Annotated in this window: 24 protein-coding genes; 16 read left to right on the top strand and 8 right to left on the bottom strand. The window is 67.9% G+C overall.

Features of this window, described 5'->3' with window-relative positions:
- Window positions 1-66: 66 nt before the first annotated feature.
- Together OG219_RS02285 and OG219_RS02290 are read right to left on the bottom strand one after the other, a co-directional pair.
- Window positions 67-882, bottom strand: coding sequence for an SAM-dependent methyltransferase (locus OG219_RS02285; RefSeq protein ID WP_266822298.1), 816 nt, complete (start codon window positions 880-882; stop codon window positions 67-69).
- 81 nt (window positions 883-963) lie between these two features.
- Window positions 964-1,233, bottom strand: coding sequence for a hypothetical protein (locus tag OG219_RS02290; protein WP_266822300.1), 270 nt, complete (start codon window positions 1,231-1,233; stop codon window positions 964-966).
- Between the two features lie 219 nt (window positions 1,234-1,452).
- Here OG219_RS02290 and OG219_RS02295 point away from each other — a divergent pair, with 219 nt between their 5' ends.
- Window positions 1,453-1,938 (top strand): nitroreductase/quinone reductase family protein, encoded by a 486-nt coding sequence (locus OG219_RS02295; RefSeq protein ID WP_266822302.1) that lies wholly within the window; start codon window positions 1,453-1,455, stop codon window positions 1,936-1,938.
- Between the two features lie 162 nt (window positions 1,939-2,100).
- Here the strand turns inward: OG219_RS02295 and OG219_RS02300 are convergent, their stop codons facing one another.
- Window positions 2,101-4,371: a M4 family metallopeptidase gene (locus OG219_RS02300; protein WP_266822304.1), complete on the bottom strand. Its 2,271-nt coding sequence runs from the start codon at window positions 4,369-4,371 to the stop codon at window positions 2,101-2,103.
- A gap of 506 nt (window positions 4,372-4,877) precedes the next feature.
- Between OG219_RS02300 and OG219_RS02305 the strand changes: the two genes are divergently transcribed.
- From OG219_RS02305 to OG219_RS02315, 3 genes are all read left to right on the top strand, one after another.
- On the top strand, window positions 4,878-5,234 hold the full coding sequence (locus tag OG219_RS02305) for a hypothetical protein (protein WP_266822306.1): 357 nt from the start codon (window positions 4,878-4,880) through the stop codon (window positions 5,232-5,234).
- A gap of 219 nt (window positions 5,235-5,453) precedes the next feature.
- On the top strand, window positions 5,454-6,026 hold the full coding sequence (locus OG219_RS02310) for a hypothetical protein (RefSeq protein WP_266822308.1): 573 nt from the start codon (window positions 5,454-5,456) through the stop codon (window positions 6,024-6,026).
- Window positions 6,027-6,102: 76 nt separating this feature from the next.
- Window positions 6,103-6,528, top strand: a complete 426-nt coding sequence (locus tag OG219_RS02315) for a VOC family protein (RefSeq protein WP_266822310.1) — start codon at window positions 6,103-6,105, stop codon at window positions 6,526-6,528.
- Between the two features lie 97 nt (window positions 6,529-6,625).
- Here OG219_RS02315 and OG219_RS02320 read toward each other — a convergent pair whose 3' ends face one another.
- Window positions 6,626-7,546 carry an ornithine cyclodeaminase family protein gene (locus tag OG219_RS02320; protein WP_266822313.1) on the bottom strand — a complete coding sequence of 307 codons (921 nt, stop codon included), beginning with the start codon at window positions 7,544-7,546 and terminating at the stop codon, window positions 6,626-6,628.
- 310 nt (window positions 7,547-7,856) lie between these two features.
- On the opposite strand from OG219_RS02320, the gene OG219_RS02325 reads away from it, so the two are divergent.
- The gene (locus OG219_RS02325) at window positions 7,857-8,516 is read left to right on the top strand and encodes a LysE family translocator (protein WP_266822314.1); all 660 of its coding nucleotides are present in this window, start codon (window positions 7,857-7,859) and stop codon (window positions 8,514-8,516) included.
- Between the two features lie 81 nt (window positions 8,517-8,597).
- Entirely contained in the window at window positions 8,598-9,272 is a 675-nt protein-coding gene (locus OG219_RS02330; protein ID WP_266822315.1) for an HAD family phosphatase, read from the top strand.
- Between the two features lie 322 nt (window positions 9,273-9,594).
- Here OG219_RS02330 and OG219_RS02335 read toward each other — a convergent pair whose 3' ends face one another.
- A complete protein-coding gene (locus OG219_RS02335) occupies window positions 9,595-10,296 on the bottom strand; it encodes an SDR family oxidoreductase (RefSeq protein WP_266822316.1) in 702 nt (233 codons plus the stop codon).
- A gap of 92 nt (window positions 10,297-10,388) precedes the next feature.
- Here OG219_RS02335 and OG219_RS02340 point away from each other — a divergent pair, with 92 nt between their 5' ends.
- Together OG219_RS02340 and OG219_RS02345 are read left to right on the top strand one after the other, a co-directional pair.
- Window positions 10,389-10,952 (top strand): TetR/AcrR family transcriptional regulator, encoded by a 564-nt coding sequence (locus OG219_RS02340; protein WP_266822318.1) that lies wholly within the window; start codon window positions 10,389-10,391, stop codon window positions 10,950-10,952.
- 158 nt (window positions 10,953-11,110) lie between these two features.
- Entirely contained in the window at window positions 11,111-11,290 is a 180-nt protein-coding gene (locus OG219_RS02345; RefSeq protein WP_266822319.1) for a hypothetical protein, read from the top strand.
- A 178-nt stretch (window positions 11,291-11,468) separates the two neighbouring features.
- Here the strand turns inward: OG219_RS02345 and OG219_RS02350 are convergent, their stop codons facing one another.
- Window positions 11,469-11,831, bottom strand: a complete 363-nt coding sequence (locus OG219_RS02350) for a transposase (RefSeq protein WP_323183343.1) — start codon at window positions 11,829-11,831, stop codon at window positions 11,469-11,471.
- Window positions 11,832-11,979: 148 nt separating this feature from the next.
- On the opposite strand from OG219_RS02350, the gene OG219_RS02355 reads away from it, so the two are divergent.
- From OG219_RS02355 to OG219_RS02390, 8 genes are all read left to right on the top strand, one after another.
- Window positions 11,980-12,369 carry a hypothetical protein gene (locus OG219_RS02355; protein ID WP_266822321.1) on the top strand — a complete coding sequence of 130 codons (390 nt, stop codon included), beginning with the start codon at window positions 11,980-11,982 and terminating at the stop codon, window positions 12,367-12,369.
- A gap of 278 nt (window positions 12,370-12,647) precedes the next feature.
- Window positions 12,648-12,902: a hypothetical protein gene (locus OG219_RS02360; protein ID WP_266822323.1), complete on the top strand. Its 255-nt coding sequence runs from the start codon at window positions 12,648-12,650 to the stop codon at window positions 12,900-12,902.
- A gap of 221 nt (window positions 12,903-13,123) precedes the next feature.
- A complete protein-coding gene (locus tag OG219_RS02365; protein WP_266822325.1) occupies window positions 13,124-13,720 on the top strand; it encodes a DUF6461 domain-containing protein in 597 nt (198 codons plus the stop codon).
- 786 nt (window positions 13,721-14,506) lie between these two features.
- Complete coding sequence (locus OG219_RS02370) at window positions 14,507-16,048, top strand: ATP-binding protein (protein ID WP_266822327.1); 1,542 nt, start codon at window positions 14,507-14,509, stop codon at window positions 16,046-16,048.
- A 41-nt stretch (window positions 16,049-16,089) separates the two neighbouring features.
- On the top strand, window positions 16,090-16,527 hold the full coding sequence (locus tag OG219_RS02375; RefSeq protein WP_266822328.1) for a roadblock/LC7 domain-containing protein: 438 nt from the start codon (window positions 16,090-16,092) through the stop codon (window positions 16,525-16,527).
- 2 nt (window positions 16,528-16,529) lie between these two features.
- On the top strand, window positions 16,530-16,907 hold the full coding sequence (locus tag OG219_RS02380) for a DUF742 domain-containing protein (protein WP_266822329.1): 378 nt from the start codon (window positions 16,530-16,532) through the stop codon (window positions 16,905-16,907).
- Window positions 16,885-17,487 carry an ATP/GTP-binding protein gene (locus tag OG219_RS02385; protein ID WP_266822330.1) on the top strand — a complete coding sequence of 201 codons (603 nt, stop codon included), beginning with the start codon at window positions 16,885-16,887 and terminating at the stop codon, window positions 17,485-17,487. Before OG219_RS02380 ends, OG219_RS02385 begins: the two co-directional genes overlap by 23 nt.
- Before the next feature lie 31 nt (window positions 17,488-17,518).
- Window positions 17,519-18,109 (top strand): GAF domain-containing protein, encoded by a 591-nt coding sequence (locus OG219_RS02390; protein WP_266822331.1) that lies wholly within the window; start codon window positions 17,519-17,521, stop codon window positions 18,107-18,109.
- A 95-nt stretch (window positions 18,110-18,204) separates the two neighbouring features.
- On the opposite strand, the gene OG219_RS02395 is transcribed toward OG219_RS02390, so the two are convergent.
- A complete protein-coding gene (locus OG219_RS02395) occupies window positions 18,205-19,440 on the bottom strand; it encodes an acyl-CoA dehydrogenase family protein (protein WP_266822333.1) in 1,236 nt (411 codons plus the stop codon).
- Between the two features lie 588 nt (window positions 19,441-20,028).
- The gene (locus tag OG219_RS02400) at window positions 20,029-20,874 is read right to left on the bottom strand and encodes a LysR family transcriptional regulator (RefSeq protein WP_266822335.1); all 846 of its coding nucleotides are present in this window, start codon (window positions 20,872-20,874) and stop codon (window positions 20,029-20,031) included.
- Window positions 20,875-20,940: the final 66 nt, after the last annotated feature.

Here is a 20,940-nt window from a genome sequence, read left to right on the forward strand (position 1 = left end):
CTGATCTGCCCGGCTGTCCTCGGCAGACCGGGCCCGCAACTCACTGAGTACGGGCCCGTCCGGGTGTCACGGCTTGCGGGCGAGGCCGCCGTGCTCGCCGATGGGTTCCGGAGCCGGAGAGGTGGCGTCCGGGCGCCAGAGGGGGACGGAGGCCACCCCGGGATCTATGAGGTCGAGGCCGTCGAAGAAGGCCGTGATCTGGTCGGGGGTGCGTAGGTTGTACGGGACGGCGCCGCTTTCGTTGTACGCGTCCTGGGCCCGTTCGAAGACCGGGTCGATGCCCAGCGAACCGTCGTTGATGGAGAGGTAGCTGCCGGACGGCAGTGCGTCCATCAGGCTGGTGACGATGGAGCGTGCCTGCTCGTCGTCGGCGACATGGCCAAGGATGTTGCTGAGGATGAGGGCGGTGGGGCGGGTGAAGTCCAGCGTCTCGGCGGCGGCTGCCAGGATGCGATCCGGGTCCATCACGTTCGCGTCGACGTAGGCGGTCGCCCCCTCCCGCGTGGAGTAGAGCAGGGCTCGGGCGTGCGCAAGGACCATCGGGTCGTTGTCGACGTAGACGATTCGGCTCTCAGGGGCGATCCGCTGGGCGACTTGATGGGTGTTGTCAGCGGTCGGCAGGCCGGTACCAACGTCCAGGAACTGCCGGATGCCCGCCTCGGCGACCAGGTAGGTGATGTTGCGGCGCAGGAAGGCACGGCTGCTGCGGGCGATGGTGACAATGCCGGGGAAGACGTCCGTGTACGCGTCGCCTGCCTGCTCGTCGACGGGGTAGTTGTCCTTGCCGCCCAGCCAGTAGTTCCAGATCCGGGCCGAGTGCGGCACCGACGTGTCGATCTTCTGATGTGCCGCTGATCCGGGCGTCGTTGCGTTGTCGGTCATGGGTAGCGTCCGTCTTTCAGCCGAGGCGAGGGTTGTTCACCGCACAACCTACGTTCCAACGGCCTGACCCTGTACACCAGTTCATATTTCCGACGGGTTCCAGCGCTGGTTCTCATATCCCGCGCTGACCGGCGGCCTTTGGTGCGGCCCGCACGACGGCCAGTACTGCTGGGCCGGTGCCCGGCTGAGCTCTGCGATCGCCTCGTCCTCATACTCATCGGGGTCGTTGAGGGTCTCGGACTGGCTGACGTGCCGGCCGTGGTGGTCCAGGGATTGGAGCCACAGGGCGATTGAGGAGTTGGCGAACCAGGCTTCGCCGTCCGGCAGAACGTAGTAGACCGTGCCCGTCAAAGGTCCGGCTCCGAACGTCCACAGCAGGTCGGGGACCAGGAGCCGCTCCCGAGTCCGTCACGGGCCGGCAACGGTCACCGCGATCTACTCACCAGGTCCGACACCTGATCCGAGCGCCAAGCTCGCAGGACGGCGCCCGCCAAATCTCTATCGGCAGGCGCCGTCCGCAGCTAGCGTCCGCTCCACAACCGCAGCGAGCCAGACGTCCGGGAGGTCGCCATGTCGGTCGGGCAGCGGGGGAAGGCACCGCGGCTCCCGCCACGCTGGTTCATCCGTCTGGCCTGGTCGGTGCACCGAGGCCTGTACCGGGTCTGCGGCAGGCGGATCGGGCTGTGGCGACCACGCGCCAAGAGGTGGGGCGCGCTCCGGCTGACCACCACCGGGCGCCGCACCGGCCGGCAGCGCAGCGTCATCATCGCGTATTTCGACGACGGTCCGAACCTCGTCTCACTGGCGATGAACGGGTGGGGTGAAGGTGAGCCGGCCTGGTGGCTGAACCTGCAGACGCACCCGGACGCGACCGTCGATCTGGTCGACGGACCGCGGCTGGTACGAGGTCGCGCCGCATTGGACGATGAGCGGCTGCGGCTCTGGGCCCGGTGGCGCGAGATCGATACAGACCTGGACGCTTACGCCGCGCTGCGGTCGCCCGAGACCGCGGTGGTGGTCCTGGAACCCAGGCCCGGCGTGCCGGACAGCACGTGAAGCAGCTGATCGGCTGACGCCCCACCCCACGGCTGCCGGCGGTCGCGACAACGCGCTTACCGACCGCCGCAACAGCCAACCACCGCATGCGACACCCCGGTTGAACAGGCTTGCCCGTCCGGTCCGCACAGCGGCCCGGACGGGCAAGACAGTCGGTAGAGATCAAGGGGTGAGCTGCCACCGCTCGATGTAGCCGACGTCGATCGCGGCGGTGTCACGGACCCTCAGTTTCCAGGTGCCGTTGATCGGTTGTGCGGAGGCGTCGATCGTGAAGGTCTGGTCGACGTTGTCGGCGGAACCTCCGCTGTGGTTCAGCAGCGAGTAGGCGGTGCCGTCGGGGCCGACCAGCTCGACCGTCAGGTCGCCGCGGTACGTATGGACGATCTTGACGTAGACCTGGGTGGTGGCCGAGGCGTTGCCGTCCTGGCCGGTGATGACCACCGGGGACTCCACCGCGGCTCCGACGTCGGGGATGTCGACGCGGGTGCCGTTGGCGTAGATGTTCGCCACCCTCCAACTGAAGCTGTCCGAGACGGTGGCGCCGGTGGCGTCGGTGACCGTCAGGGTGACGTCGCTGGTCCCGGCGGTGGTCGGGATGCCGGAGATCAGTCCGGTGTCGCTGATCGTCAGGCCGTCCGGCAGCCCGGTGGCCTCGTAGGTCAGACCGGCGCCGGAGTTGGTCGTGAAGGCGTCGGTCTGCAGGGAGACCTCCTGGCCGACGCCGCTGGTCTGGTCGTCGATCGGGGCGAGGTTGACGCCGAGCGCTATCCGGTCGCCGACGTTGATACCGGCCCAGGCGGCGGCGACGGCGAGGTAGGTGTCGCTGTACGCGCCGAACAGGTCGGAGGCGGCCTGGAGGGTCGCGACCCGGGCGCCGGCGTAGTTGGTGGTGGAGGTCATGTAGGTGGTGAGGGCCCGGTACCAGATCTGCTCGGCGTTCTCGATGCCGATGCCGGTCACGGCCACGCCGTCGGAGGTCGGGCTGTCGTAGGAGACCCCGTTGACGGTCTTGGCGCCGCTGCCCTCGGAGAGCAGGTAGAAGAAGTGGTTGGCCGGGCCCGAGGAGTAGTGGACGTCGATGCCGCCGAGCGACGCGTCCCAGTAGTCGCGGGACACCCCGTCCTTGGAGGGCTTGTCCATGTAACGCAGCGGGGTGCCGTTGCCGCGGATGTCGATCTTCTCGCCGACCAGGTAGTCGGGAACGTCGGCGGAAAGGTCGGCCTGGAACTCCACAGCCGCGGCGAAGATGTCCGAGGTCGCCTCGTTGAGGCCACCGGACTCACCCGAGTAGACGAGGCCGGCGGTGGCACTGGTGACGCCGTGGGTCATCTCGTGCGCGGCGACGTCCAGTGAGGTCAACGGGTGGGTGTTGCTCGCGCCGTCGCCGTACGTCATGCAGAAGCAGGTGTCGGACCAGAAGGCGTTGACGTAGGCGTTGCCGTAGTGCGCCCGGCTGTAGGCGGCCACACCGTCGTTGCGGATGCCGTTGCGGCCGAAGACGTCCTTGTAGTAGTCCCAGGTGGCCGCAGCGCCGAACGCGACGTCCACGCCGGCTGTCTGCCGGTTGGCCGGAGTCCCGTCGCCCCAGACATCGTTGTCATCCGTGAAGAGGGTTCCGGTGCCGGAGGTGCCCTGGTTCAGGTCGTAGGTCTTCTGGTCGGCCCGGTCGGGGTCCTGCAGCTGGTACGTGGAGCCGGAGAGCGTGGTACCGACCGAAACCGTCCCGCTGTACTGCCCCGAGCCGCTGCCGGTCTGCACCTTCTCGAAGTCGAAGACCGCCTTGCCCGAGGTGGCATCGGTGATGACGTGGAGCTCGCTCGGTGTTCCGTCGTGCTGGATTCCCTCCACCACCGACTCCCAGGCCAGGACGGGCTTGCCTCCGCCTGCCCAGACGACCAGCCGTGGCGCACCGTCGACCGCGGGACTCTTGGCGTCCGCCTTCTTGGCCACCGCAAGTGCCTTGCCGGCGGCGGTGCTTGAGGTGATGCCGGGGGTGGTTGTCGACACCTTGATGGCGGCCTCGGTGGCCTCGGACACTGTGCTGCGGCCGTCCTTGACGTGCACGACCATGTCACCCCCGAGGACCGGCAGGCCGGCGTAGGTGCGCTCGTAGCGGGTGTGGGTGGTGCCGTCGGCGTCCTTCGCGACGTCCTTGACGATCAGCTTCTCCCGGGAGCCCAGGGCGAGGCTTTTCGCCGTGTCACCTGCCGCGAGCGCCGCGCTCTTCATCAGTGCGGCGTGTTTGGCGGGAGACAGTTCCGCCGGGGCCGCACCGGCCCGGGGAGTGGCGACGATCTTCGCGTCGTCGCGGTCGAGGGGGGCCGCGGACGTGACGCCGGTCTGGAAACCCGCGGCGAGCAGAGTGCCCGCGGTCGTGAGGGCCAACGCTGCCGTGTATCTGCGTCGGTTGGAGGTGTGGTGTGGCCGGAGCAAGGGCTTCTCCTTCTGCGACGGTAGGCCTGTGATGCAGGCCGGGAGAGCAGGTCGGCGGGGTGTGGCCGACCTGCGACGCACTGAGCGGGGGAAGGGCGCGGCACGAGAAGACGCACGAGGCGTGGCCGAACTCGGTGGCGCGCAAGACGTGGGGGCGTGAAGGAATAGTGAACGCGCGAAGATCAGAGTGACACCACTCACTCGATCTTGTCATGGATGCAACAACACAACGGCTCGAATTGGCCCATGCTTGCTGGCCGTTCGTCCTGACGCGGGGCGCTTTTCGGCCGGTGCCGGGCTGTGCGCACGGTCAGGGCGGCTCGGTGCAGAACCCGCGGGTTCGACGGCGAGCCCTTCCCTTGGCCATCGGGCTGGGGCCGTCACATCGCGGTGCCGCCGCAGCAGTAGCCTGGCGATCTGTTCGAACGGATGAGGGGCTGAGGGTGGACGTCGGAGGACGACATGCTGGGATCCAGCTCCCTGAAGGGCCTTGGTCGGACTGGGATGTGGTCGCCTGGTCCGCCGGGCAACTTCGGCTGGCTGCTGGTCATGATCTGACCTACCACCACGGCCTGGAGCTGGTCTTCGACGACCCGGCCTTCGTCAACTGCCCGTCGAGCTTCCACGATCCGACGTTCCGTGCCGCATCGCCGGACGAGATTTCGCGGGTCGCTCGCCATCTCGGCGGAGAACTGCCCGTCGTGGTCGCCTTCGAGGCCGACGCCGGCGGGCGGGAGCCCGTCTCGTGCCTCATTGCCGCCGGGCGACTCGAGATCGTCCAGGAGACCGTCCTGAGGTACTGGCGCGAGGACGCGGCGCCTGGCCAACGCTTCGCTCCCTGGGTGCGGTCTCCAGGCCAGTAAAGGCGCCCGCCTAACGCCGCCACGAGATGATCTTGGGGTCTCGTCAGCTCGTCACGAATCGGTGTACGGCGCCAATGCAACAACCAGGCAAGGCCGTGTTCCAGGTGGACCGAGCCGGACACGGTCCACGAGCGCGTGCAGGGCACGCGGTTGGCGGCGGCGAGCCCGCCATGACAGGGTCAGCATGCTCGTGAACGTGCCGTTGGTGAGGGAGAGTTCGTGGACACGCAGGTGTGGGATGCGCTGGTCGTCTCGATGAAGAACGCGTACGCCGCGGGTCTGGGCGAGGGGACCGTGCCCCGCCCGGTCATCATGCCTCTGGTACGTGGCGAGCTGGTCGGCCTGATCTGGGTGCGCCCGATCAAGGCGGGCGAGGACGCGCTCACCGGCATTGCCCAGCTCTCGAACATCGCCGCGGCGGCCGGCGCCGACGAAGTCGTCCTCGCCTGGGAGACCCACGACGTCGCCACCGTCTGCGAGCTGCCGGTCGTCGGTCCGGCCCCGTGCCTGAACATGGTGCACGCCACGACGGACGGCCATATCCTCCACCAGTTCCCCTACACCGAGCGGCCTGCGGCCCACTCCCTCGATGGCCGGGCCTCGGTCGAACCCCAGTGGCTTCCCGCGCTTGAGCCGCAGCCGGGCGGTGAGCTGGTGCCGCCGGTCCGGGCCGCGGTCGACTTCTCCTTCACCCCGCTCGAGTTGGACCATCCCTCCCCCTTCGGCGTCACCGTCGTCCTGATGGAAGAGGACGGCTTCAGCGTGCGCCTGACCGAGGCGTTCGCCCCCTGACCGCACTACAGCTGCCGCCGGGAGCACGCACCTGTCGCTCCACTCCTCCGGCCGCCGCTCGCGGCACACTGCGGACATGAGCTCAGACGACAGGAACCTTCTGGCCCGGGGACGAGTGGCGACCAGGCTTCCCGCCCAGGACCTGGAACGGGCACGGCGTTTCTACTCCGAGCAGCTCGGCCTGGAACCCGTCGACGAACGGCCGGGTGGGCTGCTCTATCGCTGCGGAGGCGTGGACTTCGCACTGTTCCGATCAACCGGAGCGTCGCCCGGCACCTTCACTCAGATGGGGTGGGAGGTCGATGACATCGACACGGTGGTGTCGGAGCTGAGGCAGCGCGGCGTGGTGTTCGAGGAGGTCGATGTGCCCGGGTTCCGGACGAGGGGCGGAATCGCCGAGATCGACGGGAACTACCCGAGCAAGGGCGCACGGGGTGAGCGCGCCGTCTGGTTCCGTGACAGCGAGGGCAACATGCTGGGCATCGGCGAGCCGGTCGTCTGAGCAGGGCACCTGGTCTGACTGGCAGGAGCATCGGACTCCCCCGGTGCAGGGCGGCGGCAGGTATCCCCGGTCAGGCGCCCGGTCTGGGTCGCGGTGATCAGGTGGATGTCTTCGACAGTGCGGCAGCGAGGGCGACCTCGGTTCCGGCCAGGCCGACTGAGCAGAACACCGTGATCTGGTCAGGAGCGGTACGGCCCGGTTCCGCCCCGGCCAGGACAGCACCGAGGTCGATCATCTGATCGACAGCGAAGAGGTGCGGCTCGGAGTAACTGGCAGCCTGGACCCGGGAGTCGGTGAGAATCACTTGGGCACGGCGGGCCAGCTCGGCGGGCACTTCGTGCCGGGAAACAGTCTTCGGCCCCAAAGTCGTCACATGCGTCCCGGGAGCGATCCAGTCGCTCTCCAAAACCGGGACTGTGCTGTTCGTCGCCACGATCACCACATCCCGCTCCCGTACGGCGTCCTCCACCGCGACCACCGCACGCGCCCTGACTCCCAACTCGTCAGAGGCCCTCCGGGCAAAAGCCGCGCCACGCTCCCGGCGCCGGGCCACCACCACGACCTCCTCCACCTGTCGCACCGAACACAAGGCCCACAGCTGCGACCAGGCTTGCGGGCCCACACCCACGATTCCCGCACGGACCGCGCCAGGCCTGGCCGCCGCATCCACCGCGACAGCACCGATAGCCCCGGTCCGCCGAACCCCGAGCTCCACGCCGTGCACCAGCGCCAGCAGCTCGCCGTCTTCGTCGCTCCACACGGCCACCAACTGTTCCGCCTCACCGTGTGTGGCGTACGCGCGGAATCCGAACAGGCCTTTCTCGCGCAGATACCCGGCGGTGAAGACGAGGTGCCCGTCACCGAGACTGGCACGGACGCGCGCCGGCGCCTGGAGAGTGCCTTCGTAGTGGGCCAGGATCGCCGCCCGGATGGCCCTGACGGCCGTCCCGGCATCGAGTTGGGCACGGACGTCGTCATCGTTGAACAGCCTCGGGGCCACCGACACGCCTTTCGCCACGAACAGAGCCGAGGATCAGTGTGCCGGGGTGGCACCGCCAAGACATCCGTCTCCCGCCCGAGACCAGGCCCTTCCCACGACCGAGGACCTAGGACCCAGGATCAAGAACAACGTCAGACACCGTCTCGTAGAGGTCGCACGGATACGTGCGGTAATCCAGGCTGACCGGCCGACCTCACCGCCTCAGACGCATCCCCGGAGCGTCACCGTCGGGTGTCATGTGTAAAGCCAGAGGCGAACACCACGATCCCTGCCCGCTTTCGGGCAGGAATGTGGACGTTTCACGACTCCCGACCTAGGGTGATCACTCATGATCACCCCGGACGCGATAGGGACTTTCGCCCTGATAGTGGGACTTCTCACCCTCACTCCCGGACTGGATACCGCTCTCATCCTGCGCACCGCGGCGCTGGGGCACCGCCGTCGCGCCTGGGGCGTGGTCCTCGGTATCCAGAGCGGCACGCTGGTCTGGGGCGTGCTCACCTCGCTCGGTGTGACCGCACTGCTGACCGCGTCTCACCTCGCGTACGAGACTCTTCGTTGGGCCGGGGCCGCGTACCTGGTGTGGACGGGCGGCAGGCTGCTGTGGGCCACCTGGCGCCGCTCATCGAGCGAGAGCCCGAGGACAGCGGAGACCGGGCCCGAGACCGAGACCAAAGCCGGCGCCGACGAGACCCTGCTCGGCGGCTGGCGGCAAGGGTTCGTGACCAATCTCCTCAACCCGAAGATGGGCGCCTTCTACGTTGCGGTGCTCCCGCAGTTCATCCCCGCCGACGCCCCGCACCTCGCTCCAGGGGTGCTCCTGGCCGGTATACACATACTTCTGGCCGTCATCTGGGCTTGCGTGCTGATCGCCCTCTCGCACGTGCTCCGAAACCGCCTCCAACGGCCCTCGACCCGCCGCTGTCTCGACCGGGTCACCGGCACGGTCATCGCCGCCTTCGGCATCCGGCTCGCGCTCGGACAGTAAGGCACCGGTCGACACAACCGCAGGCGATCCGACAGCCGCTGAACGGCAACCTGCGCTCACCCGAAGTGAAAGGACATCTGCATGGGCTCGCTCCCCACCAGCGCCGAGGCTGTGGTCTTCGACTGCGACGGACTGCTGGTCGACACCGAACCCTGCTGGACCGCTGCGGAAACGGCCATCTTCGCGGCGCATGGCCATCCCTTCGGCCCGGAACAGAAGGCCCTGGTCATCGGCCGCACTGCGGAAGCCGCTGGAGAGGCCATGGCCGAATACCTCGGGCGCCCCGGCACCGGCGCCGAACTCGCCGGCGAACTCCTCGGAAGAGTCCGCCGGCAACTCGCCCGGGGCGCCGCAGCCCTCCCCGGGGCAGCGGAACTGGTACGCGCCTGCCGGGCAGCCGTACCCATCGCCGTCGCCAGCAACAGCCCCCGGGAACTGCTGGACACGGCACTGTGGTCAGCCGGTCTCGCCAATTACTTCACCCACTCGTTCGCAGCCGACGAAGTACGTTCCCCCAAGCCCGCACCGGAGCTGTACCTCACGGCATGCGAGGCCATCGGTACGACTCCCGAACACTCCGTCGCCTTCGAGGACTCGGCCACGGGCATCGCCGCGGCGCGTGCTGCCGGACTCCACATCGCGGTCGTGCCCTCCCTTCCAGGAGCCGACCTCGATCACGACTGGCTGGGCACCACCCTGGCCGAACCCGAATTGCTGGACTGGGCCAGGCAACTGGGAGTTGGAACGGTCCGCTGACCCACCCATCTTGGTTCGCACGGGCGGGCCATGCCGGCGAGTTGGCGAATGCTGCTCGCACCGCACCGCACCGCGCCGTCGGGGCGGGCCGCAACGACAAGGCACACCCCACTCACACAACCCGTCGGACAGCGGACGGCCGCGTGGCGTACCAGGCCGGTTCCGGCAGCCACCGCTTCACGGCGTAACGCGCACGGCAGCAGGCCCGCGGTGAGTGAGGCGCGGGCCTGCTGCCCGAGGCGGCTCCGCACTCGACCGGACCCGCCTCGCTGAAGCCGATCGGTTCGCCGTGCGCCGGACGAGTACCGCCGAACGAGACTGCTCAGGCCTTGAGTTGCGGGTAGAGGTTGGTGATGTCGCCGGACAGGGCCGCCTTGGCCTGACGGGACGTCTCGTCGGCGAGCACCTCGAACGCGCCCTTCTCGATCCCGTCCAGCGCCTCCTTGGCGATGTCGGCAGGCTTCGACTTGGGCTGGGTCACCGCCGCGGTCATGTCGGTGTCGACGTACCCCATGTGCAGGCCCGTCACGCCGATGCCGCGGTCCAGCAACTCGATCCGAATGGCATTGGTCTGCAGCCAGAACGCGGCCTTGGTGGCGGAGTACGCGCCATGCCAGGCGACCCAGGACAGTGCCGAGTGGGCGTTGAGGATGTGACCGCCGCCGTTGCGCTCGATCACTGGGACGAAGGCCCGGGTCACATTCAGCGGGCCGAAGAAGTTGGTCTCGAAGACGTTCCGGATGTCCTCGATCGGCGCGTCAAGGTAGGTGTCCGGTGCGCTGCCGCCGGCGTTGTTGATCAGCACGGTGACGTCCGGTGCGGCCGCCACCAGCGCCTCGATCGAGGCCGGGTCGGTGACCTCCAGAGCCAGCGGTACGACGCGGGCGTCGGCGCTCGGCTGCGGGTTGCGCGCAGTGGCATAGACCTTCTTCACCCCACGGGTGAGCAGGTCATCCACGATCGCCTTGCCGATGCCGCGGTTGCCGCCGGTGACCAGTACGACGGCGCCTTCGAGAGTGGTCATTTCGACTCCAGAGAAGATGGGAAACCGATCTGTTTCCATGACAGTAAACCGATCGGTTTCCAAAGGCAAGCCGGACCGGTACTCTCGATGGCATGACGACATCGACGACACCCCGCGAGCGGCTGCTCGACGCGGCAGGCGAGCTCTTCTACCGCGAGGGCATGGGCATCGGCGTGGACGCCCTATGCAAGGCCGCCGGAGTCTCGAAGAAGTCGATGTACCAGTTGTTCCGGTCCAAGGACGAGGTGATCGCGGAGAGCCTCGCCGGCCTCGGTCCGGCCTACCAGGCCGCCCTTCTACCGGGCCCTGACGACGAGCTGTCGCCGCGCGAGCGCATCCTGACCGTGTTCGAGCGGCAGGACCGGATGGCCACCGAGAGCAGCTTCCTCGGCTGCCCCTTCGTGAGTGCGGCGGTGGAGCTCAAGGACCCCGAGCATCCGGGCAGCGTGGTCGCACGCCGGTTCAAGCAACACCTGACCGACTTCTTCCAGGCCCAGCTCGTCGCCGCCGGGGCGGCGGATCCGGAGACCCTGGCGGTGCAGCTGACGATCGTGTTCGACGGCACGAGCGCCCGGGCGGTCGTACGAGCCCAGGAGCTCGCCGGCATCGGAACGGCCACAGCTGCGGCTTTGCTGGGCGCTGCCGGGGTCAAGTAGACGGTGCTGGTGGGCTGGGCCGACGAGACGTCCCGTCAGGCCGAGGGCGACGTTGTGCGTCACCACAGTGCCCATCACATCTCCGTACTTGATCAATAGTCCCCGAGTGGAGGTACGTGTGAAGATCGAGGCGTACCGACACAACAGGGGGAAGACCCATGACCATCGTTGTACTGCTCGGCGTCCTGCTGCTCGTCATCGCGGGGTGCGTCTGTGTGGTGTGGGCAGCGAGGGGCGGCCCTCGTTGGGTCCGCGTCGTGGCAACCGCGACTATCGCGGCCGGCGAACTGGTGAGCCGCTCCGACAAGCGTCGCCACCAAGGTGATGTCCAGGAATGATCACTGACGCCGGAATGGCAGGCGGCAAGGTGCCAGGCCAATCGGGCTTCAATGGCGGATCTGCGCGCGACGCCGTCGTGGTGGGCTTGTCCACGGTGACCTGGCTGGGCTTGCCCAGGTGACCTGGCACTCCTCGCGTGCACCCGCTGTCTCGCCCTAGATGATCTGTTCCAAGGGGTCAGTGATCGTAGGCGATCACTGAACGTAGGACGGTTTGTCCGGTGGCGTCGTTGTGCCAGATCGCGGCGGCCAGAGCGAGGATGCGTTGCATGACGCGGGCTATGACACTTCCGGGTGCGCGCCCTCGGTGCCGTTCGAGGTCGAGCTGCCCCTTGAAGGTCTCGTTGATCGATTCGATGACCTGTCGCAGCGGCTTGAGCAGGGCTGCGACAGGCCGTTCCCGTTCACCTTTACGGGCAGGCCGCAGCAACTGGACTCCGTGCTCGGACAGTTCGCGTTCGAAACCACGGCCGAAGTAGTTCTTGTCGCCGATGAGAGTCTGTCGGGGGCGCTCTCGCAGAAGCTCGCATTCGGCTGCCAGAAGGTCAAGGAGGTCTCGCCTTCGTCGGCCTTGGCCCCGGTCAGGACGAAGGCGATGGGAATGCCCCGTCGTTCGTCACAAAACGATCTTGGACACCCTCGTTCTCGTCTCCGCAGGCACCCTTGGGCCACACCACCAGGAGGAACCAGTGTCACACCCGCAACTGTTCACCCCCGAGGAGAAGCTCGCCGACGCGAAGAAGCTGTTGAGCCTCCCGCGTATCGTCGTGATCTGCGGCTCCACCCGCTTCATGACCGAGATGACCGAGGCCGATCTGCGGGAGACCAAAGCCGGAAGGATTGTCGTCAAACCGGGCTGTGACATTAAGTCGCCGCACGAACTTTGGTCCGATCCTGTCGAGGCCGAGGCGCTGAAGGTTCGACTCGACGATCTGCACCGGGCGAAGATCCGGCTCGCTGATGAGGTGCTCGTAGTCGGCGACTACATCGGAGACAGCACCCGAGCCGAAATCGCCTACGCCCGGTCGCTGGGCAAGCCCGTGCGGTTCACGCACCCCGAAGTCGACCCTGACGCCTGACCGCCCGCTCCCACCTCGACAACCAGGGCCGGCAGCCCGCCGCCTGACCGTCTCGCGGCGGCTTCGTCCGCCGCCCGCCCCACACCCTCCGCAAGCATCCCTTTGAATTGATCATCTAGCTCACGGTCGTGAATTGAGGCAGTCGCGCCATGGTGGCCTGGATGTCGGCGTCATCGGAGAAGCCCTGGAAGTCGTGGCGCGGCGTGTAAGGCGTCGCCTCCAGCACGCACGGCCCTCCCGGAGCAGTCGACCATCAGCCCGGCCGAGCCGGGGACGACGTGCCTGCGGCAAGCACAGCCCGAAGTGCCTCGGACCTGCCGCAGATCTTCAGACTCGTCGAGCTCGGCAGCATCGTCTACTTCTTCCCCGCCTCGGTCGCCTCGCGGTATCCGCGGCCCGAGATCGCCTATCGGCCGGTCAGCGACCTGAAGTCGGCCACTCTGGCCGTCGCGTGGCCGCAGGACGCGCACTCCGCAGCCATCGCCCCCTTCGTTCGTGCGGCCACCAAGGTCACGGCCGACGCCCAGCCATAAGCGGAGAACACGACGAACGACAGCTGTCTCAGGGCCCGTTCGTCACGACACCCCACGACGGCGGGCTGCTGAGCCTCTCGTGACAGCGAAGGTCGATCCCACAACTCGGGACCACGAGGCGGTCAACCCTGCGTATGCGGACTTGTCAGTGCCCCTGGCTAGGGTGATCACTTCGTCGGGCATGGAGGCGCAGCCTGTGCCCCGTGGGGAGGGTGGGCGTCGTGGGTGGCGGCATTCAGTGGCTTGTGGATCAGGACGACTGGCGGCACTGCGTGGTCTTCGCGCGCGGCATCACCCCGGAGGAGTTGGGGTTGCGCATGGGTGGTGTGCCTGGCTCCGTCGTGTCGCCGATCACGGACATCGAGGCCTGGGACATGGTTCTCGATCTGGCGACGGACGACGATGACGTGGTGCGTGTCGGTGCGCGCGGGGGTTGGTCATTCGCCGTCGAGTACGGGCTGGGGGACGGCGGCGAGAGATTGGCCGACGTTTCCCGGAGCGGAGTCGAAGTCGTCCACCTGAACCCTTCCGTGGACCATCCCCCGGCGATGTTCTCCTACGCGCGAGACGGGGTGGACGTCTGTCGCTTCGGAATCGGCGAAGAGGTCTGGCGATGGGGCGAGCAGCCGGACCTCCTGCTGCCTGAGCTGGTGGCGGCCGGTGTACTGCATCCCGACGGTGAGTACGCCCGACCGGACAGCGAGTCCTACCGCGACCGGGACCGCCACACGCTCGCGCTCATAGAGATCCGATTCGGCCTCTCCCTCCCCCGCGACGAAGTGGAGAACGAGCGTCTGCCTGCCTTCGTCATCGGCTGAGTGGCCCTCCGGATAGCGGGCCGACTTGGCCGGCGCGAGCATCACAGCCAGCCACAGAGCCTGAACTGGCCATACGCCCCGCGGTCTTGCGCTCGGTCCAAGCCGGTGAGGTTTCAGAGAGCGGACGCGTGCATGAGCTTCACGTCCGGGCAGTGGCGCCGCGTTGCGCAACAGCGCCTCGCGCTCGGCTTCGTCCCCAACTCACCGACACCGCCGCTTCATCGCGACCGCTTCGCCGACGTACGGGCGATGCACGTCTCCGACGTACCGGCCGATGCATATCCGCCATCGGCATCCGCGTCGTCGGGTAGCGGCGCCCGGTCACTCGCCACGTGTATGCGACAGCCAATGCCCGCGAACGAGGAGTGGACAGGGCCTGCCTTTCGGCATCACGACGCTGCGGTATTTCCGTCACGTTGCAGCAAGTTGCAAAAGGGGCTTTTGGCGCGTAGACGCGCATCGGTGTCAGGACTGCACCATCCCGCGCGGAACAATAGGGCAATCGTTTCTGCAGACCGGGAATCCCGTTTTGCGGCGAATTGATCCCCCATGCGATTACGCCACATTCATGAGCGTGGCGTAGGGTGGCGAGCCTATTAACTGTCCAATCGTGTACGCGAGTTGACGGTTATTCAGCGCTGCTCTGGCGCACGTCTGACCTGGCTGATCGAGAGGACTCCGATGCCTGAATCCCCGACCTATCCAGTGCGTTCGGAACCCGCTGGGGCGTCCGCGACGGGCTCGGGACGCAGCAGACACGGCAGGCCGTCGGGCCAGGACGAGGTTATGGATTCAGCCACGCAATCCCGTGCGATACGCATCGCGGTCCTCCCCGCGGCCCTCATGGCGGCGCTGGCCTCGGCGGTGGTCATCTTCGTCCTCCTCGCGCAGGACGGAGCTGCCGACGCCGCCACCTGGGGCGTGCTGGCCGGCGGTGCCGTCCTCGGCTGCAGCGTTCTGGTCGGTGCCGCGCTCGTCGCCCGCACCGAGGCACGGCGGGTGCCGCAGCAGTACGGGGGGCTGCGCCGGGCTGTCTCCGTCGGCCAGGCCAACCTGCAGGAGGCGCTGGACCGGCTGGAGCGGGGCGAGCGAGTGGAGCCGGCTCCCTTCACCCACCAGGCTCCCGCTCGGGGAGACACCCTCGGTCAACTCGCGTACGAGATCAGTGTCAGCATGTGGCAGGCCCAGGCCGCCGTCGCGCACACCACCCAACTCACCCGCGGCCCTTCGCCGGACAGCGAGGAGAAGGTCGAGGTCTTCGTCAACCTCGCCCGGCGTCTGCAGTCCCTCGTGCACCGAGAGATCAACATCCTCGACGAGCTCGAGAACGAGGTCGAGGACCCCGAGCTCCTCAAAGGCCTCTTCCAGGTCGACCACTTGGCGACCCGCATCCGCCGTCACGCGGAGAACGTCGCCCTGCTCGGCGGGTCGGTGTCCCGACGCCAATGGACCCGCCCGGTCACCCTCACCGAGGTCCTGCGCTCTTCGATCGCGGAGGTCGAGCACTACTCCCGGGTCAAACTGGTGCCGCCGATCGAGGGGACGCTGCGCGGACACGCCGTCGCCGACGTCATCCACCTGCTGGCCGAACTGGTCGAGAACGCCACGGCCTTCTCCGATCCGACCTCCCAAGTACTGCTGCGCGCCCAGCGGGTGACCGCCGGACTGGCCGTCGAGGTCGAGGACCGCGGACTCGGCATCCCGCTCGAAGAGCAGGCGCGCGTCAACGCACTGCTCTCCGAGCCGGACCGCATCGACATCAGCAAGCTGCTCACGGACGGCCGCATCGGTCTGTACGTGGTCTCCGCCCTCGCTCGCCGTCACGGCATCGCGGTCCGGCTGCAGACCAACATCTACGGCGGTATCCAGGCGGTCCTGATCATCCCGCGCGGCCTGATCGGTGACGAGCCCGTCGCGGCACCGGTCCAGGCGCCCGTCGAAGCACGGCACTCGGCAGTGCAGGCGCCCACTGCCTCGCACCCCGTGATCCCTCCGCCGCCCTCGGCGCAGCCGTTGCCTCCGGCCCAGCCCGTACCCACACCGATGCCGGTGTCGCAACAGCACACACGGCCGGCCGAGCCCACGCGGCCAGGGGGCCATGTGCTCTCGCACGACACGGGCCCCCGTGACGGCCGGCCGATGCTGCCACAGCGCCGCGCGCAGGAGAACCTCGTACCGGAGCTGCGAGACGGTCCCGTCACCGGCAGAACCGGGGACGGGGACGGCGAGGAAGCCGCTCACAATCCGGACCTGATGGCAGCTTTCCGTCGAGGAATCAGCCTCGCCGAAGACGCTCCCGACGAGAGTTCAGCCGACAACTCCCGCTGACCGCGGCCTCCGACCTCACCCTCAAGGAGAAGAACCCCACCGTGAGTGACATTGGTACCGGCCAGCCCCAGAACCTGGACTGGCTCCTGGCCGGACTCGTCCAAAGGGTCCCGCACACCCGCAGCGCGCTTCTGCTGTCCTCCGACGGACTGGTGAAGGCCTATGACGGCTTCGGGGAAATAGCCGAAGCAGAACACATGGCCGCCCTGGCTTCCGGTCTCCACTCGCTCGGCCGCAGCGCCGGTATGAGGTTCGCCGCAGGAGCCGACGTCAGGCAGGTGGTGGTGGAGCTGGAGACCCACGTGCTCTTCGTCTGCTCCGCCGGTTCCGGCGCCTCGCTGGCCGTGCTGGCGGATCGGGAGGCCGATGCGGCTGTACTCGGCTACGAGATGGCCATGCTGGTCAAGAGCGTCCGCCCGTACTTCGTCACGCCCGCCCGCCAGCAGGCGGCCAACGCGTCACGCGATGCGGGGCGCTGAGGATGTCGGGCGCGCAGGAAGGGACGTGGCTGGACGATCAGGCCGGGCGATTGGTCCGGCCGTACGCCGTCAGTAACGGGCGTACCCGTCCCTCAGCGCACTTCGACCTCCTCACCCTCGTGATGGCCACCGGCAGTCGGCCGAACGTCTATCTCGGCCCCGACTACGACCAGGTCCTCAACCTCTGCGGCGGCCCCATTTCGGTCGCCGAGGTGGCCGCGCACATGCGGTTGCCCGCTGTCATCACCAAAGTTCTGCTGTCCGACCTCGTCCAGCACGAGGCGCTCACCACACGGGCGCCACGCGCTGTCGAGGCGGCTTCCCCGACCGACCGAAACCTCTTGGAGGCGGTGCTGCATGGTCTTCGCAAACGGCTCTGACCCTTTCCCCACCGCCCTGAAGATCCTCATCGCCGGAGGATTCGGAGTCGGCAAGACCACCTTTGTCGGAGCGGTCAGCGAGATCGAGCCGCTGAGCACCGAGGAGCTGCTGACCCAGGTCAGCGTCCGCACGGACAGCCTGGTCGGTATCGAGGACAAGACCACCACCACGGTGGCGATGGACTTCGGCCGCATGACCCTGGACCAGGACCACGTCCTGTACCTGTTCGGTACGCCCGGGCAGGAACGGTTCTGGTTCATGTGGGACGAGTTGTCCAACGGAGCGCTGGGGGCCGTGGTCCTCGCCGACACCCGCAGGCTCCAGCAGTGCTTCGCCGCCGTCGACTTCTTCGAACGCCGCGGTATCGGTTTCATCGTGGCCGTCAACGAATTCGACGGCGCCTACCACTACGACAGCGAAGAGGTCCGCGCGGCTCTCGACCTCAAGCCCGATGTACCCGTCGTGATGTGTGATGCCCGGCAGTGCAACTCCAGCACCAGGGTGTTGATCGCACTCGTCCAGCACCTGCTCGCCTCGACTCCCGGCATGTCGCCCGCGGAGCTTAACCCCCTGCGCTGACACACCCTCAGCGCAGCCGAATGGAGCCTGCATGTCCACCCCGGTTCCCCACTCCCAATACGACCCGACAAGCCACTTGCTGCTGACCCCCGAGGACAGCGATGCGCAGGCGCGAGTGGCCAGGCTCCGCGAGATCGGCATCGGGAACGCCCCGGTGCCGGAATTCGACGAGTTCGCACGCCACCTGGCGCACGTCACCAACGCACCGTTCTCCATGGTCAATTTCATCGACGAGAGCCGTCAGTACTTCGCCGGCCTCTACGCGGCCGGTCGGCCGGGCGTGGAGCTGCAGCCGGAGTCCCAGCAGCCGCCGGTCGGCCGGACCATGACACGTGATCAGGGCTACTGCCCGCACGTCGTCGTACGTCGCAAGGCGCTGGTGCTGGAGGACGTCTGCGACTATCCGCGGTTCGCCGGGAATCGGGTCGTCGACGAGATCGGCATCCGCTCCTACATGGGCGCGCCGCTGATCGACTGGAAGACCGGGATATCGCTGGGCACCATCTGTGTGGTGGACACGGACGCTCACCCCTGGGGACGAGCGGGCCTGGAAACCATCAAGTCGATGGCACAGCAACTGGTCGACCAGCTCTATGTGCTGGAGGACCGAGGCCGGATCTGAGCGAGCACGGGCGGCGACCGCCACGTTGCGCGCAAGGGCCCTGAAACAGATGTGGGAGCCGCGGGCACGACACTGGGTCCGTGGCTCCCGGTGGTTCAGCCCACGTGCCCAGCCGTCTCCAGCTGTGCGTCCCGGCGCTCGGCGGACTCCGTCCGTACCAGGTCTGCCAGGCGTTCGGACCACTGGCCCTTGGCCGTACCGAGGGCGATCTCACCGAGACGCAGCAATTGGATGTCCGACGTCCCCGCGGGTGCGTAGATGTGGTGGGCGTCGCGCAGATAGCGCTCCACCGGGCGGTCGGTGAACAGGCCGGATGCGGCGTGTATCTCCATGCCGTCACGGGCCGAGTCGATGGCGGCTTCGACATTGAACAGCTTGGCGCTCATCAGTTCCGGGTCGCAGGGCAGTCCCCGGTCGAGCATGTGTACGGCGTGGTAGGCGGCCAACCGGGCCTGCATGAGCCGGTGCTGAATCCTGCCCAGTTTGAGTTTGATGTTGGTGAGCTTGCCGAGCGGTTCCCCGTACCGCTCCCGCTCGATGCACAGCGCGGTCGTCTCCTCGAAGACGGCCTGGTGGATACCCAGGGAGACCGCGGTCAGGTTGGGGCGGCCGTAGAGGATGCTGGAGGAGTAGGCGACCGCGAGACCCTGTCCTTCCTCACCGAGCAGATTCGCCGCCGGCACCCGGCAGTTGTCGAAGATCAGCTCACCGAAGCTGAACCCGTGCAGTCCCATGGCGGGCTGCTGCTCGGCGAGTGAGAAACCGGGCCTGTCCGCCTCGACGAGGAAGGCCGACAGCCCCTTCGACCCCTCACCGGTACGCAGCACCACTCCGTGCACGTCGCCCACGTGGCTGTTGCCGACGAAGACCTTGCGGCCGTTGAGCACGTAATCGTCACCGTCACGCACGGCCGTGGTACTCATCCCAAGGACATGGCCGCCCGACTCCGGCTCGGTGGTCGCGATCGTCGGCAGGCACTCCCCCGCGGCGATACGCGGCAGCCACTGCCGCTTCTGCCGCTCGCTGCCGAAATGAACGATCTTGGCCACGCCGAGCTGGGAGGCCTGCACCATGGCCCCCATGGCTCCGCTCACGCGGGCCAGTTCCTCGATGATGACCGTCTTGGCCAGGTGTCCGGCTCCCATACCGCCGTACACCTTGTCGATCGTCACGCCGATCCAGCCCTGCCGGGCGATGAGGCGCGAGAGTTCGTGCGCCACCGTCCGGGAGGCCTCCATCTCGGCTATCCGTGGACGCACTTCCCGTTCCGCGAACTCGCGCACCCGGCGTCGCAGGTCCTCGTGCGACGCGCTAGTGAAATACCGTTCCACAACCCCTCCTCCGCGCTACCCCCACGTCCGGTCTGGACCTGGGAGGCCATTCGTTGGGCAGTGGCTCTCCGGCACACGCCGACCACACGGGGGATATTGTCTACTTATCGATCCATCCCAGCCAAGATCGCCTTCCCTCTTTGGCCAAAACACGGCATCTTGCGATCCGGCCCCAACCGTGCAAGACACAACGCCAATTGCTCACGTACGAACAGGCTTCGGCAAGGAACCACCCCGACACGAACAAGCTCCTCCCCATGGGGACCCAGGCCTGCCCACCAGGCAACTGCCTCGCGAATAGCCGCCGGCGTTGGCTGACATTCAGTCAAGTTCTGTCTGGCCGAGAAGGATCCCGCCTCCGCGCCGCGACGCGAATGGACCGACGCAGATCAGCCATGATCACGAACGCGTGGACAGTCCCGTAGGCCAGTCGACGCCCACGCGTTGCGCCCCCTGCAGCACTCCAGCAACGACTGCCACTCCAGCCACATCCGCCGGTCGCCGGCGAGGACCGCCTGCCTCCGTCCAAGCCCTCATCCAGTACCACTGGGCACGGTCCCGATGCCGGCACCGCATGCGCCGGTCGCGTCAGCCCGCCCGCTGGTCCCGTACGGCGTCTGCCACCGACGCGGCGGCACGCACCAGTGCCGCCGTGGCCGTCGAGCGGGAATGCTGCGGCCAGGCGATGGCGAGGACCGCGGGCGGGCAGTCGGGGACCTGGCGGTAGACGACGCCGGGGCGCGGATAGCGGGCGGCGACGGAGGCGGGCAGCAGGGGGGTGAGGCCGCCCAGGCCGACGATGGTGAGCAGTTGGGCGAGGTCGCGGCCCTCGCTGCGGATGTCTTCGAGGAACCGGTGCAGGTCGCCGGGGCGCAGGCCGAGGTCGGCGAGGGCCAGGCGCTCCCGGGTGGCGAGCGGGTGGGTGGCTGCGAGGGCCGCGACGCGGGGTTCGGCGGCCAAGGTCTCAGTATCCAGGCCGGTGTGGTCGAAGGGCTCGTGGACCAGGGCCGCGTCGGCTTCGCCCCGGCGCAGGAGCTGCGGCTGTTCGTGCCAGCCGCACAGCCGGACGGCGACCGGTACGGCAGCCGGATCGGACGCGTAGCGCGCCAGGATCCCCTCCAGCAGTCCCGCGTCACCGTCGGCCTTGACGGCAAGTACCAGCTTCGGTTCCGTCGCTGCCGCGCGCTGAGCCCGCCGCCCGGCTGCCTGCAGGGCGTCGAGGGCGAACGTCGCCTCCGCGAGGAGCGTCGTTCCTGCCGGGGTCAGCGCCACGCTGTGGGTGGTCCGCTCGAAGAGGGTGACGCCCAGTTCCGTCTCCAACTGGCGGATAGCGCGGGACAGGGGCGGCGGGGAGATGCCCAGCCGCTCGGCGGCCCGGGCGAAGTTGAGCTCCTCGGCGACGGCGACGAAGTAACGCAGCGGACGGGATTCCACACTCTCCCCCCTCCATTCGGTATTGCCCTGAGGGTAACAAGCGCGAGCGGATCGATCCTTCAGTTC

The sequence above is a fragment of the Streptomyces sp. NBC_00038 genome (assembly GCF_026343635.1).
In the GTDB taxonomy this organism is placed as follows: domain Bacteria; phylum Actinomycetota; class Actinomycetes; order Streptomycetales; family Streptomycetaceae; genus Streptomyces.